This window comes from Hymenobacter koreensis, assembly GCF_039541855.1.
GTDB classification, from domain to species: Bacteria; Bacteroidota; Bacteroidia; order Cytophagales; family Hymenobacteraceae; genus Solirubrum; species Solirubrum koreensis.
Window position 1 is genome coordinate 14,685 of record NZ_BAABHA010000013.1, and the last position, 19,325, is coordinate 34,009.

General features: G+C 64.0%; 24 protein-coding genes. 7 read left to right on the top strand and 17 right to left on the bottom strand.

What is annotated here, in order from left to right; all coding sequences use genetic code 11:
• The first annotated feature begins 31 nt into the window (after nt 1-31).
• On the top strand, nt 32-163 hold the full coding sequence (locus ABD903_RS17970) for a hypothetical protein (protein WP_345226625.1): 132 nt from the start codon (nt 32-34) through the stop codon (nt 161-163).
• Nucleotides 164-347: 184 nt separating this feature from the next.
• On the opposite strand, the gene ABD903_RS17975 is transcribed toward ABD903_RS17970, so the two are convergent.
• The 9 genes from ABD903_RS17975 to ABD903_RS18015 form a co-directional block, all read right to left on the bottom strand.
• Nucleotides 348-3,194 (bottom strand): PAS domain-containing sensor histidine kinase, encoded by a 2,847-nt coding sequence (locus ABD903_RS17975; RefSeq protein WP_345226627.1) that lies wholly within the window; start codon nt 3,192-3,194, stop codon nt 348-350.
• An 86-nt stretch (nt 3,195-3,280) separates the two neighbouring features.
• On the bottom strand, nt 3,281-3,577 hold the full coding sequence (locus tag ABD903_RS17980) for a hypothetical protein (RefSeq protein ID WP_345226629.1): 297 nt from the start codon (nt 3,575-3,577) through the stop codon (nt 3,281-3,283).
• An 89-nt stretch (nt 3,578-3,666) separates the two neighbouring features.
• Nucleotides 3,667-3,954, bottom strand: a complete 288-nt coding sequence (locus ABD903_RS17985) for a hypothetical protein (RefSeq protein WP_345226630.1) — start codon at nt 3,952-3,954, stop codon at nt 3,667-3,669.
• A gap of 81 nt (nt 3,955-4,035) precedes the next feature.
• Nucleotides 4,036-4,638 (bottom strand): hypothetical protein, encoded by a 603-nt coding sequence (locus ABD903_RS17990; RefSeq protein ID WP_345226632.1) that lies wholly within the window; start codon nt 4,636-4,638, stop codon nt 4,036-4,038.
• Between the two features lie 207 nt (nt 4,639-4,845).
• Nucleotides 4,846-5,403 (bottom strand): hypothetical protein, encoded by a 558-nt coding sequence (locus ABD903_RS17995; RefSeq protein ID WP_345226634.1) that lies wholly within the window; start codon nt 5,401-5,403, stop codon nt 4,846-4,848.
• Between the two features lie 56 nt (nt 5,404-5,459).
• A complete protein-coding gene (locus tag ABD903_RS18000; RefSeq protein ID WP_345226635.1) occupies nt 5,460-5,855 on the bottom strand; it encodes a hypothetical protein in 396 nt (131 codons plus the stop codon).
• Between the two features lie 54 nt (nt 5,856-5,909).
• Complete coding sequence (locus tag ABD903_RS18005) at nt 5,910-6,242, bottom strand: hypothetical protein (RefSeq protein WP_345226636.1); 333 nt, start codon at nt 6,240-6,242, stop codon at nt 5,910-5,912.
• A gap of 20 nt (nt 6,243-6,262) precedes the next feature.
• Complete coding sequence (locus ABD903_RS18010) at nt 6,263-6,553, bottom strand: hypothetical protein (protein WP_345226638.1); 291 nt, start codon at nt 6,551-6,553, stop codon at nt 6,263-6,265.
• Between the two features lie 78 nt (nt 6,554-6,631).
• A complete protein-coding gene (locus ABD903_RS18015) occupies nt 6,632-7,639 on the bottom strand; it encodes an ArdC family protein (RefSeq protein WP_345226639.1) in 1,008 nt (335 codons plus the stop codon).
• A 678-nt stretch (nt 7,640-8,317) separates the two neighbouring features.
• On the opposite strand from ABD903_RS18015, the gene ABD903_RS18020 reads away from it, so the two are divergent.
• Nucleotides 8,318-9,304 (top strand): aldo/keto reductase, encoded by a 987-nt coding sequence (locus tag ABD903_RS18020; protein ID WP_345226641.1) that lies wholly within the window; start codon nt 8,318-8,320, stop codon nt 9,302-9,304.
• Between the two features lie 119 nt (nt 9,305-9,423).
• Nucleotides 9,424-10,344, top strand: coding sequence for a helix-turn-helix domain-containing protein (locus tag ABD903_RS18025; RefSeq protein WP_345226642.1), 921 nt, complete (start codon nt 9,424-9,426; stop codon nt 10,342-10,344).
• A gap of 96 nt (nt 10,345-10,440) precedes the next feature.
• Here ABD903_RS18025 and ABD903_RS18030 read toward each other — a convergent pair whose 3' ends face one another.
• From ABD903_RS18030 to ABD903_RS18050, 5 genes are all read right to left on the bottom strand, one after another.
• Entirely contained in the window at nt 10,441-10,869 is a 429-nt protein-coding gene (locus tag ABD903_RS18030) for a luciferase domain-containing protein (protein WP_345226644.1), read from the bottom strand.
• A gap of 83 nt (nt 10,870-10,952) precedes the next feature.
• Entirely contained in the window at nt 10,953-11,840 is an 888-nt protein-coding gene (locus ABD903_RS18035) for an NmrA family NAD(P)-binding protein (RefSeq protein WP_345226646.1), read from the bottom strand.
• Nucleotides 11,841-11,882: 42 nt separating this feature from the next.
• Nucleotides 11,883-12,743: an SDR family oxidoreductase gene (locus ABD903_RS18040; RefSeq protein WP_345226647.1), complete on the bottom strand. Its 861-nt coding sequence runs from the start codon at nt 12,741-12,743 to the stop codon at nt 11,883-11,885.
• A 113-nt stretch (nt 12,744-12,856) separates the two neighbouring features.
• The gene (locus ABD903_RS18045; protein ID WP_345226649.1) at nt 12,857-13,360 is read right to left on the bottom strand and encodes a helix-turn-helix domain-containing protein; all 504 of its coding nucleotides are present in this window, start codon (nt 13,358-13,360) and stop codon (nt 12,857-12,859) included.
• Complete coding sequence (locus ABD903_RS18050; RefSeq protein ID WP_345226651.1) at nt 13,258-13,725, bottom strand: cupin domain-containing protein; 468 nt, start codon at nt 13,723-13,725, stop codon at nt 13,258-13,260. The genes ABD903_RS18045 and ABD903_RS18050 overlap by 103 nt, the downstream gene beginning before the upstream one ends.
• A gap of 303 nt (nt 13,726-14,028) precedes the next feature.
• On the opposite strand from ABD903_RS18050, the gene ABD903_RS18055 reads away from it, so the two are divergent.
• The 4 genes from ABD903_RS18055 to ABD903_RS18070 all read left to right on the top strand — a co-directional run bounded on the left by ABD903_RS18055 (nt 14,029) and on the right by ABD903_RS18070 (nt 16,740).
• On the top strand, nt 14,029-14,760 hold the full coding sequence (locus tag ABD903_RS18055; protein WP_345226653.1) for an SDR family NAD(P)-dependent oxidoreductase: 732 nt from the start codon (nt 14,029-14,031) through the stop codon (nt 14,758-14,760).
• 59 nt (nt 14,761-14,819) lie between these two features.
• Nucleotides 14,820-15,011, top strand: coding sequence for an alpha/beta fold hydrolase (locus ABD903_RS18060; protein ID WP_345226654.1), 192 nt, complete (start codon nt 14,820-14,822; stop codon nt 15,009-15,011).
• On the top strand, nt 14,983-15,351 hold the full coding sequence (locus ABD903_RS18065) for a GMC family oxidoreductase (protein WP_345226656.1): 369 nt from the start codon (nt 14,983-14,985) through the stop codon (nt 15,349-15,351). The genes ABD903_RS18060 and ABD903_RS18065 overlap by 29 nt, the downstream gene beginning before the upstream one ends.
• Before the next feature lie 102 nt (nt 15,352-15,453).
• Complete coding sequence (locus ABD903_RS18070) at nt 15,454-16,740, top strand: glycosyltransferase family 2 protein (protein WP_345226658.1); 1,287 nt, start codon at nt 15,454-15,456, stop codon at nt 16,738-16,740.
• On the opposite strand, the gene ABD903_RS18075 is transcribed toward ABD903_RS18070, so the two are convergent.
• From ABD903_RS18075 to ABD903_RS18085, 3 genes are read right to left on the bottom strand one after another with little or no spacing between them, the layout of a single operon-like run.
• Nucleotides 16,737-17,336 carry an SAM-dependent methyltransferase gene (locus ABD903_RS18075; RefSeq protein WP_345226660.1) on the bottom strand — a complete coding sequence of 200 codons (600 nt, stop codon included), beginning with the start codon at nt 17,334-17,336 and terminating at the stop codon, nt 16,737-16,739. The genes ABD903_RS18070 and ABD903_RS18075 overlap by 4 nt on opposite strands.
• A gap of 27 nt (nt 17,337-17,363) precedes the next feature.
• The gene (locus ABD903_RS18080; protein WP_345226662.1) at nt 17,364-18,107 is read right to left on the bottom strand and encodes a PIG-L deacetylase family protein; all 744 of its coding nucleotides are present in this window, start codon (nt 18,105-18,107) and stop codon (nt 17,364-17,366) included.
• Entirely contained in the window at nt 18,100-19,275 is a 1,176-nt protein-coding gene (locus ABD903_RS18085; RefSeq protein ID WP_345226663.1) for an acyl-CoA dehydrogenase family protein, read from the bottom strand. The genes ABD903_RS18080 and ABD903_RS18085 overlap by 8 nt, the downstream gene beginning before the upstream one ends.
• Between the last annotated feature and the right edge of the window lie 50 nt (nt 19,276-19,325).

A 19,325-nucleotide genomic window follows, 5' to 3' on the forward strand; every position in this document is an offset into this window, starting at 1 on the left:
CGTAGCCGCCGCCATCGCCGCTCGCTCGCCCGTGGGGTGGCAGTACATCGACCTGCACGGCGAGTTCGATTTCTCCGACGAGGCACCGAAAGACTCCCTCGGCTTTGGCCTAGACGCTCTTCTTGCCTTCCAACGCGAGGAGCCGTCGGCTCCGCCCGTTTAGCTTTTGTACCAAACTGTTAACCAAGGCCAACTCTCTTCGACAACCCAGGCCGGCTAGCCTGCGGCGGGGCGATTAGCAGACCTATCTATACTACAGCTTTCTTGTGCCATCTTTCCCCTGCCGCCCCGCTCGTTTAATCTTTGTACCAAACTGTTAACCAAGGCCAAGGATACTGGGCAAGCCGTTAGTGGGGAAGGTATACCGTGAACGTAGCCCCTTGTCCTACTTCACTCTCTACTCCAATTCGGCCGCCGGCGTTCTCCACCATGCGCTTGACCATGTACAGGCCAATGCCCGAGCCCTCGACGTGGGTGTGATAGCGGCGAAACATGGTGAACAACTGGTGCTCGCGCGTCAAATCCAGCCCCAAGCCGTTGTCCTGCACTTCCAGCACGACAAAGTCGCCTTCTACCCGGCTGCGCACGCGCACGTCGGGCACCCGGTCGGGGTGGCGATACTTCAGCGCGTTGCTGAGCAGGTTATAGACCACCGAGCGCAGGTTCTTTTCCGAGAACAGCACCGTGGGGGTAGCCCGCACATCCACCGAGAGGGAGCCACCGGTTTGCCGCAGCAGCGGGACCAGGTCGAGGCGCACGTCTTCGATGACGTCGGCCAGGGCCACCGCGGCGCGGGGCTGGTCGTGCTCTTTCTGCAGCTTGCTCACGTCGGTCAGGTGGTCGATGGTGCGGGTGAAGCGGTCCACGGAGTCCTGCATCATGTCGAGGATATAGGCCACTTCCGCGTTCTGGCTGGAGGCGGGCAGCTCCTGCTGCAGCGTGTGCAGCAGGCCCTCAATGTTGCTGATGGGGGCCTTGAGGTCGTGCGAGGCCGTGTAAATGAAGTTGTCCAGGTCCACGTTGGTGCGGCTGAGCTGCTGGTTGATGGCGCCCAACTCGGCGCTCAGGCGCTGCTGGGCCAATTCGGCCAGCTTCTGCTCGTCCACGTCCACCACCGTGCCCACCATGCCCTCGTAAACACAGGCGGCGCTGAAGCGGGGCAAGCCCTGGTCGATGACCCAGCGGTACGCGCCGTCGCGCTGCCGCAGCCGAAACAGGCAGCTGAACGGCTCGCGCCGGGCGTTGGCTGCCAGGAAAGCGGCGCCGGCGCCGGCCGCGTCGTCGGGGTGCACGGCGTGGGTCCAGCCCAGGCCCAGACCTTCGGGTGGAATTTGGCCGGTGATGGCGTACCAGCGGGCGTTGAGGTAGGTGCACTCGCCTGCGGCGTCGGTCACCCAAAGCGTGCCGGGCACGTGGTCGGCCAACTGGCGGAACGACGTTTCCCGGGCTTCGACCACGCGCCGGGCCTGCACCTGGGCAGTAACCTCGTGGGCAAACACAAGCACGCCGTCGATGTCGCCCTGGGCGTTGCGGCGGGCCTGGTAGGTGAAGGTAAAGAACAGCTCCTCCAAGGGGGCGCCGTCGTGGCGGGCCAGCTGCAGGGGCAGTTCCTGGGCCACGAAGGAGTCACCGGTTTCGTAAACGGCCCGCAAGCTCTCGGCGACGGGCGTGCCCTCAATCTCGGGCAGCGCGTCGAGCACGGGCTTGCCCAGCAGGGCCCGCCCCGGGAACACGCGCTGATAGGCCGGGTTCACCAGCTGGAATACCAACTCGGGGCCATCGAGGATGACGATGGGGGCCGGGGCCTCCATGAAGAGGGCATGCAGCTGCTGGCGCTCGGCTTCGCGCTGCTGGCGGGCCCGCACCTGCTCGGTCACATCGAAGGCGAAGATGGTGACGCCCGCCGTCTGGCCAGCTTCATGGTAGGCTTGGTAGGTGAAGGTGAAGTACACCTGCCGGGGCGGGCGCCCGTCGGGCTGTTCGATGACCAGCGGCAGCTCGTTGCCGAAGAAAGTCTCGCCCGTGCGGTACACGCCGTCGAGCAGCGCCAAAAAGCCCTGGTCCACGGCGTCGGGCAGGGCCTGGGCCAGGGGGTGGCCCACTAGCGCGCGCCCCGGGAAGAGCGCTTGGTAGGCGTGGTTGACGTACTCGAAGCGGTGCTCAGGCCCCCGCAGCAGGGCAATGCTCGCCGGGGTTTGCTCGAAGACTTGGTAGAGCCGGGTTTTCAGCTCGGCCTGGTGCTGTTCGGCGGCCAGCAGGTCGGCCTGCAGGGCAAAGGCCTCCTCGGTGCGCGCCTGCACCCGGGCTTCGAGGTCCTGGTTGAGTTGCTCGACCTGCCGGCGGGCCCGGACCTGCTCGGTGACGTTGTAAGAAAAGTCGAGCACGCCGTTCACGTTGCCGGCGGCGTCGCGCAGGGGGTAGAGGGAGAGGTTGAGAAACACCTGCTCCGGCTCACCGGTGCCGCGGAAGTCAAACCAGCCCTCCATTTCGCGGGCGTAGTAGGGCTCACCGGTCTGGTACACGCGGTCGAACAGGGCCACCACGCCCAGCGCGGTGGCTTCCGGAATGCCCTCGCGAAACGGCCGTCCGGCAAAGCTGCGGTGCGGAAACAGGCTCTGGTAAGGCGGGTTGACGAACTGGTAGATGTGCTCGGGGCCGTGGTAGACGGCGATGTAGGCGGGCAGCTGCATGAGCACGTCGTAGAAGCGCTGGCGCTGGGTTTCGGCGTCGGCGCGGGCTAGCTGTTCGCCCGCCTGGCTGTCGCGGAGCTGGCGCTCGGCCAGGCGGGTGGCGGTGATGTCCTGGACGGACTGGATGATGAACTGCACCTGCCCCGCCGCGTCGAGCACGGGCGTGTGGCGCGGCTTCCAGTGGCGCTCGACGAACTGCCCGGGCCGCGTGCGGTCGGGCACGTCGTAGTGCTGCGGGGCCATGTCGTGGGGCTGCCGGGTGGCCAGCACCGTTTCCAGAGACGCACGCACGTTGGCCACGGCGTTGGCCTCGGGGGTCTCGGGATTGTCGGGAAAGGCGTCGAAAATGTGCTGCCCCACGATGGCGGCCCGCTCGGTCAGGGTCGCGGCCAGGTAGTCGTCGCTGGCCCCCACAATCACCCATTCCGGCGAGAGCAACAGCGTGGCGCCGGGTTGGGTGTTAAAGATGGAAAGCAAGTCGGCCGCGGACAGGGAAGTGGGCATAAAGACAATAGGTAATTCCGAGGAGCCCAGCGGGGAGATAATCGGGTGGGGGGTAATGATAGTGCGGCCGCCGTCAGGCTATGCGCTTACGCAGCAGCTTCGTTGCCGCCACCGGCCACCGCCTGCGCCCGGACAACCGCAAACAGCTCGTCTTCGGCAACGCTCAGCACCCGGGCCAGTCGCTGCAGCTCATCCACGGTGCAGGTCCCCGGGCTGCGCTTGCGCGTGTCGTAGGTACGGGCCGACACGCCCCACGCCTCCACGATGCGCTTGCGGGTGCCGGCCACTTCCAGTAGCTCCGCCAGGGTACCGGGGTGGTGCACGCGCGGCGGACTGGTCAGTGGCTCAGTAAAGGCGACGGTGGGGGCAGCAGCTTTGGACATCAGAAAAAGCTAAAAAAGACACAGAATAAAGCGCGTAAGGTAGGCGCTTTACGTCGTAGCCGAAAAACCAGCTTGGCCTTTTCGGAAAATCAAGCCGGCCGGGCTTTTGTGATGCCTTCGCCCTGGTGCTGCGACCGGTGGCCGCCCCAGCCCTGGGCGGCTTCCGTGGCCAGGGTTTGTTCTTCCCAGCTGGCACACTCGGCTACGGCCAGCGCCAGCCACTGCCGCAGCTGCTCCGCAGCCGTGCACCGGCTCAGGTACTGCTCGGCGGAATGACGGCGGGCGGGGGTGATGGCCGGGTGCCGCAAAATGCAGCGCAGCTCGGCGCGGAGCGCCTCCAGCTCCGCGGCCTCGGGCAACAGGGATGAGGTGGACATGGCTGAGCAGATAAGTAAGGCGGTACCAGGTGCAGCTTCAGCCGCCCCGAGTATCACCGGAGCGGCTGAGCGCGGGCAGTTCTAGCGCATCATCTTGGATGCCATCAGCAGCACCGGGCCGGCCACCACATCCACCGGCGCGTACTGGTCGAGCGGGTAGGTTTCAAACCAGGCAGCGGTGGCCAACGGGTTGATGGGCTGGCGACGGTCTTTGCCTTCGTCGTCAAACACGAGGATATACCCTTCGTAGGGCCCGTGCTGCGGGCAATGCACGTCGATGTACTTCGCCTCCAGCGTTGCACACAGCTGGGCCAGACCGGAGGTTTTGCGGCCCTTTTCCGGGCGCACCTCCCGCACGCTGCCGTCCACGCCCAGCAGCATGGCGGCGCCCTCGGTGGGGAGCATCGCGGCGTACTGGCTCCGGAAGTACTCCCCCAGCGCCTCCCGCGAATGGTACTCCAGCGCGCCTACTACCTGCAGCGGGCTGCGGTCGTAGGCAGTGGTGGCAAAGAGGTTGCCTGTGGTGCCACACAGAGCTACAATCTGGGTGAGCTGGCCGGCGCAGGTGCGCAGAAACAGGCGGGGAGACAGAGGGAAATTTGCCCCTTCGGGCTTTACCAGTTCCGTGCTGTGAAGGCTAAAGAGCAGGGCTTGCGGGCAGATTGAACGAGGGGCATTTTCCATGATACAGAGCTGATTCGTTGCTGATTGCTTCTGTATTTTAAACGACTTAACACGCCCCGTAGTTATCTTTTTGCACTAAAATTAATATCTTTTTGCTCTTTTTATACAACCTTCTTTGCCCTATTGCCCAGTGCCCACAAGACCAAAAAAACGCAGCAGCCTAGCTCAGCTGTTATGCCCTAATGTTGTGCCCAAAACGAATAGCAATTAGTCAACGGCAAACATGGTTGCCTGCCGGGCCATCAGCTGCAGGGGCACGCGTTCGGCCTGGGCAATGGCCTGCTCGACAGCGTGGCGGCCCGGGAAGCGCGTCAGCTGCCGGCGGGCGGCCTGCCGCACCAGCGCCGCAAACTGCGGCGCGGCGGGTGTCTGCCGGAAAGCCAGCAACTGGTTGGTGCGCGCATCAAGCAGGGCAAAGCTGAGGGCGATGGGCTCGTCGTGCTCGGGCCAGGCGGCCTGCTGCAGTGGGTCGGCCATGTGGTGCCAGTTCAGGGTCACATCGAACACCCAGTTAGCAGCTGGAAAGCGCGTGATGATAAACGGCACTCCCGGAGCGGCTTCGCAGATGCCGTACTCGAAGCGGCCACGCCAGAGCTGCACGTCGGCCGGCTTGGGGTGGAGGATGTAGTAGACCACGTTGATGAACGTGGGCGTCAAATCCGCGCGGGCCTTTTCCTGGCCGTTGGCTTGGTTGTGCACCGGGTAGAGCTCCCCCAATCTGAATACGTACACGGGCTGACCGGAGTAATAGGGTTTATAAGCCAAAAGAAACGGTTTTCGGCTGCCCCGTCCAAATCAGTGGCCCATACAGCGGCACGTGCTCAGGGAGCCGGCGCCGGCGGTGTCCCTGGAATTTCCAGGCGCCGGTGCGGGCGCCGGGTGGTGGCGGGCAACTGCTCCAACACGGGCTCAAACCAATCCCGGTAGGCGGTCGTCAGCCGGTCGGCCACGATGGCCAGGCGTTGGGTTTCGCCAGCGCGCAGCACCCAGATATGGGCACTGCCGCAGCCGACTTCGTAGCCGGCGCCCAGCAATTTCTTCACTGCCCCCGCCAGCCCGCGCAAATGGGTGGTGTGGGTGTGGGCCTGCACGTGCCGGCGCACAGCCTCCATGCGGCGCTTTTCGGCCGCGTCGGCGGGTTTTTGCTCAATGGCCAGGTAGGCGTGTTGGGGCGGAAACGGGTCAGCGAGCGGAACTGCTTTCGGGGACTGAGTCATGGGAATCGGGTAAGGGTGGGAGGAAATAGCAACAATGAAAAGGCGCTGCCTTACTTAGCGCTCATTCAGGTAGCGAACGTCCCGGAAGCCGGCCAGCAGCCGGGCCGTGGCAAACGCCTGGGCAAATCGGCCGCGGTGGTAGTCAGCGTGCAGTTGGCCGACGTGGGTGAATTCGTGAGCGAGGCCCGAATGGCCCACAGGTTGCAGGAACTGGTCGGCCTCTTCGACGCTGAAGCCGCTCAGGTCGCGGCCGCCCCGGCTGAGCAGCACCTGCACGCCGGGCCGCTCCCCCGCGCCCCGCTCGTAGACTTCGTAGATGAGGCCCACGGCCAGCTCGCGGGGACAAAGCACGGCGTCGCCGATGATTAACGGGTGGGGAGTAGTCATGGGAATAGCCTTGGAAAAGTTTAAAGCAACAGCAGGCTGTACTGGCCGCCCTGGGTTTCGCGGGTCGTACGAACCGCCTCGCGGGCAATAGGTCGCAAGGATTTCACCAGGGCTTCGAGTACCTGAAAGTCGTCCACCGTGGTCACGCCTAACTGCAGGCGCTCGGCTACTTCCAGCGTCAGGCCTTCGTTGTTGAGGCCGTAGCCGCGCTGCTGCATGTCGGCTTCCACGTCGGTCAGCGCGGCGGCCACCCGGGCGCGGTACAGGTTCCAATCCGGGTCTCCAAAAACGGGGGCTTCGGCTGCATTCATGGGGCGGTGGGGAGGCAAAGCGGTGGTAAGAAGCCGGCCGGAGGGGCAGCCGTCGGAAGCGGCTGCCCGTGGCGGCACTCAGGCAGCGGCCAGCCAGCTGAGTTCGGCGTCCCGGTATTGCCGGCTCACTTCGTCCTCGGCCTGCGCGAATTCCAGCGCGCGGGCCGGAGCGGGGGCCGGTGCCGGCTCGGCCTCCTCGTCGACTCCCAGAATCAGCTTGGCGGCGCGCTGGGCCTTGCTGGCGGCTTGCAGCACCAGCTTTTTATCGTTTTTGAGCCGCTCCAGCCACGTCTGGATGTAAGCCACGGCATTCTCTTCGGTATGCACCGTGTCGAGGCCCGCGGCCGCACACAGGAAGGAAGCGCCCATCTCGGCCGTCAGCTCCTCGCGGGCGTAGCTGGCCGATAACTTGCCTTCGCCGGCAGTCAGGTCTGGCCGGTCCAGCCGGGAGGCGTGGCCCGTGCTGTGGGTCAGTTCGTGAAACAGCGTGGCGTAGTAGCCTTCGCCCGTGGTGAAAGTAGCCCGCTCGGGCATGTTCACTAGGTCCAGCGCCGGCGAATAGTAGGCGCGCTGGTGCCGGTGCTCAATGGCGGGGCGCCCTTCCCAGTTGCTGACGATGACCTCGGCCGACTCAATCGGCGTATGGGCGTGCCGCTCGACGGCAGGCAAATCAAACGCGATGCCTTCGATGTCTTCCACCGAAAACACGGTGTAGTACTTCAGGAAAGGCAGCTTTTCCTCTTTGCCGGTTTGCTCGTTTTCGCGCACCGACACGTTGTAGTACACCACCGGATGCCCCTTGGCGCCCTTGCGCACGTTGCCGCCCAAAGCCAGCGCCTGCTTAAATGTTAGGAAGAAGGGCAGAGCCCCGCTAAAGTGCAGCAGAAAGGCGTTGATGCCCGAGTAAGTCGCACCGGTCGCGTAGTTGCGGGGCAGGCCATACACCGCGCTCCACGGCTTGCGCCACGGAATCACTCCGCCTTCCAGCGCCGCCACAATGCGGTCGGTTACAATCTGGTACACATCGGGGCGGGGAGCAGCGGCGGTGGCAGCTTTGCGGGCGGCGGGCTTGCGGTTCGTTTTCATAATAAAGCGCTGTTTTTGTGGGCATTTGTTATACCTATTAAACGAAAATCGACTTTTCACGGTTTACTTTTTGCTCTTTATTTTATATCTTTTTGTTCTTTTTATTCAACCTTCTTTCCCCACTGCCCCTTGGCTTCGGAGTCGAATCAAGCACTCCTTTCAACTGGTCAGCTTTCGGGCTGAGGAGTTGAAAAACCACTTTTTATAAGCGTGGTTGCCCCGACGCGGGACTGCTTTTGGGCAGGCTGGCGCCGGGGCACGATGAGTGGCCGTCAGAGGCACGGAGCTTTTTGCCCAAACAGTTCAAAGACTGCTGCTAGCTTGTTAAGTATATGCCTTGCTCCAGGTCTTTCAACCACAACTGCTGGGCTGGCAGCTTGGCTGCTACTGCGGTCAGGTGTTGAAGGCCAGTACGTCTGTTCCAATGAAGCGAGCCAGCCAGCCCACATGGCCCGAAGATTAATTAGCCGATTTAGCGACCACCAGCAGGCTTGGATGACAGCCAATCAAGACTGCACAGTTGCACGGGAGCACGCCTTCGTCGGCGGCACCTTGGTGACGGGCGTGGGCGGCGGTTTGTGTTGCAAAAGCGGCGGTTTGTGTAGTTCCGGGCTGGAGCGGGGGGCAGACCTTTGTCAGGCAATTTCACCTAATGATTCTCTTCAACCTCAACCGCATATGAACAGCATCAAAACCGTCGCCCTGGGCAGCCAGGGCCTTCAAGTACCCGTCGAAGGCCTGGGCTGCATGGGCATGACCACCCTGGCCGGCATGACCGTCTACAGTCCCGCCGACGAAACCGAAAGCATCGCCACCATCCACCGGGCCCGCGAATTGGGCGTCAACTTCCTCGACACGGCCGACCTCTACGGGCCGCTGCTCAACGAGCGGCTGGTGGGCAAGGCCGTGGCCGGGCAGCGCGACCAGTATACCATCGCCACTAAGTTCGGGTACGAGATTGACGAGGCCGGACAGCTCAGCCCCAGCTTCGCCATTAACGGCCGGCCCGAATACATCCGCCGCGCCATTGACCGCTCCCTGAAAAACCTGAGCACCGACTACATCGACCTGTACTACATGCACCGGCCTGACCCCAACGTGCCCATTGAGGACTCGGTGGGCGCGATGAGCGAGCTGGTGCAGGCCGGCAAGGTGCGCTTCCTGGGCTTGAGCGAAGTACCGGTCGAAACCATCCGCCGGGCGCACGCGGTGCACCCGCTCACGGCCATCCAGACGGAGTACTCGCTCTTTGACCGGGGCGTGGAGGCCGATGGCGTACTGCAGCTCACCCGCGAGTTGGGCATCGGCTTCGTGGGCTACTCGCCCCTGGGCCGGGGCTTTCTCACCGGCGACATCAAAAGCCTGGACGAGTTGGACGCCGGCGACTTCCGCCGCCACATGCCGCGCTACCAGCCCGAAAACTTCGCGCACAACCTATTGCTGGTCGAGAAGCTGGAGCAGCTGGCCCGGGCCAAGGGCGTGACGCCCGCGCAGTTGGCGCTGGCCTGGGTGCTGGCCCAGGGCGTGGTGGCCATCCCGGGTACCAAGCGCGTGAAATACCTCGAAGCCAACGTGGCCGCCGCTGGCCTTGCCCTGAGCACCGAGGAGCTGGCTGCCCTAGACGCCAGCCTGCCCGTGGGCAGCGCAGCCGGGGCGGCATATTAAGCAAATCCGCTGGGCCGGTTGTTTATCTCTGGCCGGCAGGCAGTCGCTGCCCCTCCTCACTATGCCGAAGGGGAGGGGCGGCGACTTTTCCTTAAGAAAACGCTTACGGGCACTTCGTCATGAAAAACGCAAGCAAGGAGTTTCTGGTGCTCAGCACCGTGACCGACTACACCCGCTTCTGCGGCCTGCCGGCGCCGGCCCATCCCTTGCTCACGCTCATCGATTTGGAGCAGACCCGCCGCAACGTGCTGCCGCCCGACCTGCCCCCGGTAGTGCAGCAGCTTTACACAGTGTGGGTGAAGAAAAACCTGAAGGGCAAAGTGCACTACGGACACCAGTCCTACGACTTCGGGGAGGGCGTGATGGGCTTTATGGCCCCCGGGCAGGTGTCGGCCTTCGATGCCACACTGGACATCACCCAACTCAGCGGCTGGATGCTGGTGTTTCATCCCGACCTGCTGCGTCCGTACCCGCTGGCCGGGAAAATAGCCGGCTATGGCTTTTTTAGCTATCAGGTACACGAGGCCCTGCACCTCTCAGCCCAGGAGGAGAGTCTGCTCGACGGCTTGCTTGCCGTCATCCGCGGCGAGTACGAGCGGCCCATCGACGCCTTCAGCCAGGACGTACTCGTGGCCCAGCTCGAAGTCTTGCTGAACTACGCCAACCGCTTCTGTCACCGCCAGTTCCTGACCCGGCGCACGGCCGAGCACGACCTGCTGAGCCGCTTCGAAGCCCAAGTGACGGCCTACTTTGCCCAGGCGGGCGAAGTGCCTTTGCCCACGGTGCAGCACTTCGCCGATGCCCTGCACGTGTCGCCGGCTTACCTGGGCGACATGCTACGGGCCCTTACCGGCCAGAGTACCCAGCAGCACCTGCACCACGCCTTAATTGAAAAGGCCAAGCGCCTGCTGCTCACTACCTCGCTCTCCATCAACGAAACAGCCTTTCAACTCGGCTTCGAGTACCCGCAGTATTTCTCGCGGCTCTTCAAAAGCAAGACCGGCCTCACGCCGGCGGCGTTTCGCTTTTCTGCGCAGTAAGTGGGAGTTCAACCAAGTTTGCCAAACCATAGGTGGCCTGGCTGGGGCCCGGCTGGCATTGAGCTCGCATTTGTCGCGGACCGGGCCGCGAACTCTCTATGCGGGCTGGTGCTGGGCAACCTCTGCGAGCAGCTCCGCCTCCGGGCGGCCGCAAATCCGCTGGTAGTTTAATTCGAACAGCCACGTGACGTGCGCCGCGTCGGCACTCGTGCGGACGCTGAATTCTGTCCAGCCCCGGTAGGCTGCCCCGCCAAAGCGCAGCGGCCGGGCCAGCCCGCTGGCCACCAGCGCCGCGCCCAGCGCCGGGCTGGTGGCCAGGTGGGCCTCGCCGTTGAGGTGCAGGTGGCCCAACTCCTCGTCGCCCACGTAAAAATCGGCGCCGTCGACTTGTTCGCCCACCCGGTACAGGTCCCAGTGGGCCGCGGCCGTAATGCCGGGCCAGTGCTGGATGGCCCGGGAAATTGGTTCGAGGGCGGCTGAGAGAACCGGAACCGGGGCCAGCGGGCCTTTTTCAGAAAGGGTCATCGGATAAAAGCAAGCGGTTTGATGATAGCAACTGCCAGCGGAGGAATTGGTTGCTTAGTCGCCGGCGGCCACCCTGCCCGGGGTTACGCCTTTTCGTAAAAGGCTGCGAATTCCCGGGCAAAATCCGCCACTTTGGTTGGGCCAAGCACGGCGGGCTGGTGCTGGTCGTAGTCCTCCCGTAGAGCTCCGCTGTGGGTGCTGGCGCCCATTTCCACGAAGTTGGTTACCAAGTGGACCGGCAGGCCGCGCTGCTCCATTGCGCGCCGGGTTTGCTCATCGCTGAAGGTAAGCCACTGCAGCCCCGGCCGGCCAATGGCCTCGCCCAGGACGCGGGCGACTTCACTTGCCGGTTGCTCGTCGCTGGCCACGTAGCGCACGGGCGAGGCACGGGCGGTTGTCGTCAGCTCTTCGGCGGCCGCGGCGGCAATGTCGCGCGGGTGCACCAGCACCAGCGGGTCGTCGCCGCCGTAGTTGGCGCCCATCCGGCCCTGCCCCTTTATCATGCCGGCAAAGCTGAACAGGTTGGTGTAGAAGTACCCCGGCCGCAGGTGCGTAAGGGCCACACCGAAAAGCTCATTCAGCAGTCTTTCGGCGTGGTGCGAGCCCAGGATAAAGCCCGTGCCGTGGTCCAGGTGGGCGCCGTAGCTGCTAAGGTGCACCACCCGCGGCACGCCCGCCCGGGCAATGGCCTGGGCATAGCCGCCAGCTAGGCGGCGGTAATAGTCGACCTGGTCAAGCTCGGCGAAGTTGGGGGGCACCATCGCGAACACGGCGTCGGCGCCGGTGAAAGTGGTGGTTAGAAAGTCCGCGTCCTCCAGCGTGCCAATGGCGGCCTTGGCGCCCAGGGCTTCAATGGCACGCTGCTTTTCCGGCTTGCTGCTAATGACACTCACCGCGTGCCCTTGCTGCACCAGTATTTCGGCCAAGGGCTGGCCGATGTTTCCCAATGAGCCGGTGATGACAATTTTCATGAGTAGGGTATTCAAAGGTAAGCAGGTGAAGAAGAGCGGCGACTACAGCTTATACAGCTCTTTGAGTCCCGCCCGGAGCCCGGTTGGCTTACGCCCCAACAGGTACTCCAGGTCGGGGCTGACTTGGTCTTCCTGCCCGTTTTTGATGTCGGTCAGAAAGCCAATAATCCGCTCAACCACCGTTTCGGGCAAGCCCCGCCCTTGCAGCTGCTGCGCAAAGGCGGGCACCTCTGCCGCGGTGTAGGCCACCGGCTTTCCCGACAGGTCCGACAGCGCTGCTGCCACGTCGGCGAAACCGTACGACTCGCTGCCGGTGAGCGTGTACAGCGGCCGGGCGGGCTGCGCGGCGGCTAGTACCGTGGCCAGGGCCTCGCCCATCTCGCGGCGCAGGGCGAAGGGAACCCGGCCCTGGCCGGCCGGCAGGTAGATGCCCTTGTCCCACACCTGAGGTCCGACGAACTGCGGCACCGCGTCCAGATAGAGAACGTTGCGAAACAGGCTGTACGCCAGCCCGCTGGATTTGAGGTAGTCTTCGGTCTGAAAATGACCTTCCATGAGCTGGTTGGCCATCGTAGCCCGGTCTTTCAGCGTGCGGCTGGTGTAGCCCACCCAGCGCACCCCGGCCTTTTGGGCGGCGTCAATCACGTTTTGGTGCTGCTGCACGCGGCGTTCTTCGTCGGTACCGGCAATGAGCAGCACCTTTTCTACGCCCTGCATGGCCCGGTCCAGCCAAGCGGGGTCGTCGTAGCTGCCCACCCGCAACTCGACGCCTTTGGCTTTTAAATCCACGGCTTTGTGCTCGTCGCGGACCAGCGCCGCCACCTGGGCGGCCGGGCGCTTTTGCAGTAGAAAATCAAGGGTGGCCGAGCCGAGGTGGCCCGTGGCGCCGGTTATTAGTATCATCGCGGCAAGGGTGCAGGCGTGGGAGAAAACAACGGCTGCAAAATTCCGCATTCGGGTACCTCCCTGCCATGGCCCAATGGCGGCAGCATATGGCCAGAAGGCCGCAAATGCGCTTACCCAACCTGCCGATAAGCCGTAGGCGACAACCCGGTGCTTTTCTTGAAAAACCGGCTAAAAGCGAATTGGTCGGCAAACTGCAGACTGGCCGCCACCTGCTGAATGGACAGGGCCGGCGTCTGCAGCAAGGCCTTGGCTTCCAGCACCACGGCGTCGGCAATCCAGTCGCTGGCGGTGCGCCCGGTGGCCTGCTTGACCAGGGCAGTGAGGTGCTTGGGCGTCACGCACAGTATGGCCGCGTACTGGCTTACGCTACGCGCCGAGCGGTAATGCGCCTGCACCAGTTGCCGAAACTGGGTGGCCAGCACCTGGCCCCGCGTGGCACCGGTGGGGCGCGGCGCGGCCGCCGGGCAGTATAGGTCGCCAATCTCGTAGAGCAGGCTGTTGAGAATGCTTTTCAGGATGTTGTCCCGCTCGGGGTGAGGGGTGTGGTATTTCTGCTGCAGAAAGCGAAAGGACGCGGCAATGCCCGCCGCCTCTTCCGGCAACAGCGGCAGCACGTGAGCAACCGGCGAAACAAAAAGCGAAGCTTGCCCGTGGCCGCGTTGTTGGTGGTGATGAACTCCCTGGTAAAAAAGACAGACAGCGTTTCGTAGTCGTCGGAGAGGTAGCCCCACTCCTTGATAACGTCGGGCGTGGCCAGCACCAAACACCCAGGTATCACGGTGTAGGATGCCAGATTCACTTTTAGCTCGGCCCGGCCCCGCAGGCACAAACTGATTTTGTAGTAGTCGCCACGGTAAGGGCGGTCCAGGGGAATTTTGGGCTTTTCCTTGGCCGCATAATCGGGAAAGTACACCTCAGCAGGCGCGTGGTTATAGCTGGAAAAAGCCTGCAGCTGATAGATGGGAATAGAGTGGCTCATGGTCATATTACGGCTGCACGGCTTGACGGAGCGAGCAGAAACTCCTTACCTACTTAGCTCAACGCGTTCTACTTGGGCTCCCGCGGTTTCACCCGCGCTAAGATGCCCGGACTATGCCCCCAGCCCCCTTTATGGCGTTAAGCAAGCCGGAGTTAGTTGGACTGTAACCAATCCGGGTGTTTCGGGTTGCTTATTCCGATGAAATTATCCGGTTCTGCTTGGATTCGGCAGGCTCGCCTATGCTGCTTACCCGGGCGGTTGGGCGGCAGGTCCAATTCCCTTTCTCTTTAAAGCCAGCAGCTGATGACGCGGTTTAAAAACAAGGTTTGTGTGGTCACGGGCGGAAACTCGGGTATTGGCCGGGCCACCGCCCGGCAACTGGCTGCCGAAGGGGGCAAGGTGGCTATCCTGAGCCGCACCGAAAGCGAAGGCAGCGCCGTGGTGGCGGAAATTGCGAAAGCCGGCGGCACGGCCATTTTCCTGCAAACCGATGTCGGCAGTCTGGAGCAGGTTCAGGTGGCCGTGGCAAGCATTGTAAAAAAGTGGAAGCGCATGGACGTGCTGGTTAACGGCGCCGCGATGATGACGTACCAGCCCATTGCGGAATTGGCAATGGAAGAATGGGACCAATTGATGGCCATCAACCTGCGGGCGGTGTTTCTGCTCTGCAAGCTGTGCACTCCCCACATGAAGAAGGGCGCTATTGTCAACGTCAGCTCGGTTCACGCCCACGAGACCTCGGCCAACGTCATGCCCTACGCGGCCAGCAAAGGGGCCATGGAGGCATTTACCCGGGGCCTGAGCCAGGAGTACGACAGCAGTTGGTTGCGCATTAACAACGTGGCGCCCGACGCCGTGGACACACCCATGCTCTGGGAAAACCCCAACGTGAAAAGCGGGAAAGAAAAGATTACCGGCGCCGTTGGCCGGCCCGAAGACATTGCCGAAGTCATCTGCTTTCTGGCCTCTCCCCAGGCCGCCTTCGTGAACGGTACCACGGTGGTGGCAGATGGCGGCCGGCTCAACATCCTTTAGCTGGTCAGCCTCATGGCCACGGCCACTTATTTCGGGTACCCATTCGCTTTTAATTTCTCATGCCTGAATCGCTCGCCTTTGTTGGGCTGCACTACTGGGCTGGCTCGGGCCGGGCCAACGAGGCCATGACCAAGCTACTGGCACCCGACCATGACTTGCTGGCTACCGACCTGGCGGGTTTTGGGGACGCCCCACCACGGGACGACTGTTCCGTAACAGCTTATGCTGACCAGGTGTGCCGGTTTTATTAACGCCCGCGGCCTGCCCAAGCCGTGCATCACCTTCACCAACCAGGAAAACGAGGTGCGTATGACCCGCCACGCCGAGCAGCTGATGCGCCGCATCTGGGCAGCCGCCGGGGCCAGCGACATCTGGGCCTTCCCGCGCAACGCCCACATCATCGGCACGGCCCGCATGGGGCTGTCGGGGGATGCTGCCGTGGTGAATGCCGACGGCCAGGCCTTCGACGTGCCCAACCTGTACATCTGCGACAAATCCTTCTTTCTCAGCGCCCTGAGTGTCAACCCGGCCCTTACCATCATGGCCCTGAGCTTGCGCACGGCCGACAAGTTTCTGGCCCGTCGGGATTAACATGTCAGGCGAAAAGGCAGCCAGCCCCCGTTTACTTTAACATTCCGGCGCCAGAGGAGTTAGTGCCTTGCTTTCCTTGTCTTACTTTTAAGGTAAAACTGCTTGGCTGCCAGCTTTCCGGATTCTGCCCAAATTCCCTTCGTTACCTGCCCGGTTAGTGGTTCTTATCCCTCGGCGTCGACCAGCAACCGGGTCCCGCCGGTTGAGCCGGCCGGCGCTTCTCCCAGTGTCGCGGTGCCGGTGCGGGTGAGTCTATTTGGGTCACTGCCCGCCACGCAATTGGTGGCCTCGGTTATTGTTCCGGCCAAAAACGAGGTAGCAACCCTGGGCCCGACGCTGGCAGCGTTGGCGGCCCAAGTGGATTTCGCCGGCCGGCCCTGGGACCCGCGCCGCTTCGAAGTGCTGGTCCTGGCCAACAACTGCAACGACCAAACCGCGGCCGTGGCCCGGGCATTTGGCCAAGCCCACCCCGCCTTCGCGCTGCACGTGCACGAGTTGACCTTACCTCCCGGCGAGGCGCACATCGGGCAGGCCCGGCGCCTGCTCATGGACGAGGCCTGCCACCGGCTGGAGCAGGCGGGCAACTCCCACGCTTTTCTGGCCAGCACCGACGCCGATACCCGCGTGGCGCCCACGTGGCTGGCCGCCATTCAAGCCGAGCTGCGCGCTGGAAACGACGCCGTAGGAGGGCGCATTCTGACGGGCACACCGGACGGCAGCAAGTGCGCCGTGCGCTACCAACACCTGCGCGACACCACGTACCGGATGCTGCGGGCCCGCCTGGAAAGCCTGGTCGACCCCGACCCGGCCGACCCGTGGCCCCGGCACCACCAGCATTTTGGGGCCAGCCTGGCCCTTACCCCGCAGGCTTACCGGCGCGTGGGCGGCCTGCCCGTGGTGCCTTACCTGGAAGACGAAGCACTGTACCAATGCCTGCGCCGCCACGACTTGCGCGTGCGCCACAGCCCGCAGGTGCAGGCAGTGACTTCCGACCGGCGCACGGGGCGCGTAGCCGTGGGATTGTCGTGGCAGCTGCGCCAGTGGGACAGCATGCACCAGCAGCAGCAAGAGTTTCTGGTGGAGTGCCCACAGGGGCTGCGGCTGGAATGGCAAGCCCGCAACCAGTTGCGCCGGCACTGGCAGCTTCCGCACCAGCCTTCTTTACCGAATCAAACGCTCTGCGAGCTGGCCAGCACGCTAGGAGTTTCCCGGACCGGCCTGGCCCAGCAGCTGCGCGCCGCCGATACGTTCGGGAGCCTATGGCACTGGGTAGAGCGCAGCCGGCAGGCAGCCGGGCACCAGCTGCCGCATCAGTCGCCCGTCCCGCTGGGTCAGGCGCTGGCCGAACTGCGGCAGCTAATCCGGCAGCACGAGCAGGCTGGCAATTAGCGCTTTTCCAGCAGGTCCAACCGATACGTGGTGTGCCGCTCCCCGTGCAGGTGCTGCCAAGGACCTTGCGGCGTGGCCAGGTGCAGAAAAAAGGCGTGCACTTCGTCGCCGGTGAGGGGATAATCCGGCACGAGGGGCGTCCAATGCACCAGCAGCAGCTGCCCGCCGGCTACCATACGGGCGAGCAGCCCGTCCGCCACCCGCGTTAAGTCGGCCAAATCCCAGTAGTAGCCCACTTCGGAAAGCACGACCAAGTCCAGATTGTGCTGGCGGGGAAACGCCGCGGGCAGAAACATCTGCTCGAATACCACCTGGGGCAGTTGCGCGCAACGCGCCTGCGCGCGCTGGAGCGGCTCCAGGGCGACGTCAACCGCCAGCAGGCGCTTGCAGCGCAGGGCCAGCTGCTCCGTCAGCACGCCCAGGGAGCAGCCCACTTCGAAAGCATGACCGTAGAGCGCCCGGGGCAGGGCCGCCAGGGTGTTGGCGTACTTGGCGTGCTCGTAGGGGCTGGTCTCGAAGTGCCACGGGTCCGCGTTGGCTTGGTAAACCTGCTCGAAGTAGGCGGGGGGCAAGGTATGAGGCTGCTGCTGGTTCATAGCGAGATGGTGCTTGTCTTTGTTGGCTTAGCTCGCTTCCAGGTAAGCCTCGTAAGGACGGGCAAAATGGGCCAGCATCTGCTCACTGAGCTGAAATCCGGTCGGGTCGTCGTCAATCAGGCCGCTGATTTGCGAGCGGTGCGCCGCTATGGCGCGCTGCTTTTGCGCGCTTACCGCGCTAATATCCAGGCGCCAGCCCTGGACTTCTCCCTGCTGCGGTAAATCGGCAGGCGCCGCCCGCTCCCAGGCCCACACCAGGTATTCCAGCAGCCGGGGCCGGACCTTCAGCGTAGTCAGAGCCGCCTGTAAGAGCTGACTGCTGGCGCGGTGGTCGGGGTGCGGGTCGCGCCGCCAGGGCACCACAAGGGTGGCGGGGCCCCAATCTGTCAGAAAAGCGCTGATTGCCTGCACACTTCGATCAAAGCCGGGCGCCCCGGGGCCGGGTACGGCCCCATCGGGCAGCCGCAGCAGCAGACTGGCATCGGCCGCGACGCCCAGAATGCGCAACGCCTCGCTAAACTCCGCTTCCCGCAGGGCACGGCGCGCCTCGGCAGGGTATTTTTGGGAACCTGGGTGCGACATCGTGCCGTCGCTGACCAGGATGACGGCGACGGGCAGCCCGGCCGCGCGCAGCAGCGCCAGCAGGCCGCCGCAGCCCAGCGACTCATCGTCGGCGTGCGGGGCCACTACAATGGTACGGCCCAGGGTGCTTACCTGCGCCACTGGCAGCCAGGGCAGCGCATCCAAGGGCAGGGCAAGGGGGCTATCCATGCCAAAGGTCGTGCGCGGGGGTAGCCACCTGCTCCAATACAAACCGGCCTGCCTCGGCCACGGCGGCATCAGGGGCGGGCTGGCGCAAGTAGTGCGTCAGGTCTCGGTGCAGGCGCTCGAAAGGCTCGGGCCGCAGCAGCCCCCGCGCCCCCACGCTGCGCTCGGCCAGTTGCAGCACATGCAGGCAGATGCCTTCCACAGCCGTGCGGGTCATGTTGGCATAGGCCACAGTAGCGGCGGCCTCGGCTTCGGCGGCCGACCGCATGGCATGGGCGGCGGCGCCGCGCAGCCACTGGTTGCCGCTTTCCACTAAGACGGCCAGCTCCCCGAAGCGCATGCGCTGGTACGGGTCATCCGTACGCCCGGCCCGGCTCAGGAAACGGCGGGCCTCGTCGAATACGGCTTCGGCTCCGCCCAACTGCACGGCGGCAAACCGGATGGCCCCGCCGCTAAACCCCGGCTGCTGGTAGTAGTCACCGGGGGCACCAAGCAAATCATCCGGCCCGACCTCCAGCCCGGTAAAGTCCACCCGGAAGCTGGCTGTGGCCCGCATCCCCAGGGGGCGCCAGAAGGAGGCATCCAGTTGCGGAACCTGCTCATCAGCGGGCAGAATCAGCATTTGCCAGCCGCCGTCCGGCAGCGCGGCCGTGAGCAGCGGCCGGGTGACGTGGCCCGCGCCCGAGGCAAAGGTCTTGCTCCCGTGCAGCCGGTAGCGCCCGTCCGGCAAGGGCACCAGCCGTACGCCATCCTGCGCTTCGGTATTCCAAACGCCAAACATGTGCCCCGCGGCCGCCGCCGCTGCCCAACGGGCAATTTGGCCGGGGAGGCCAAAGCGCAGCAGCAGCTGCAGCGCGTTGACATGCCCTTCGTAGAGGCGACCCACGGCCAAGTTGCCGCGGCCGATGTGCTTCAAGGTTTGTAATAGCGCGGCCGTTTGGGACCCCGCAACTAAATCTGCGCCGCCCAACGGGGTGGGCAAGGGCGCTAGCAATAACCCCGCTTCCCGCAGCCAGGCAATTTCCTCAACGGGAAACCCGCCTTCGCAATCGGACAGGCCAGCGTGTGCGGCCAACCGGGCGGAGAGACTGTTTGCCGCGCTTTCCGGCGTGGGCAGGGGCGCCGAAGGCAGCAGCGGGAGGGGTGGATGAGCAAGGACAGCAGGCAGCATACCTGCTTCAACCTAAACCTTAGGGTAGATGTTAAGCAACTGCGCGCAGT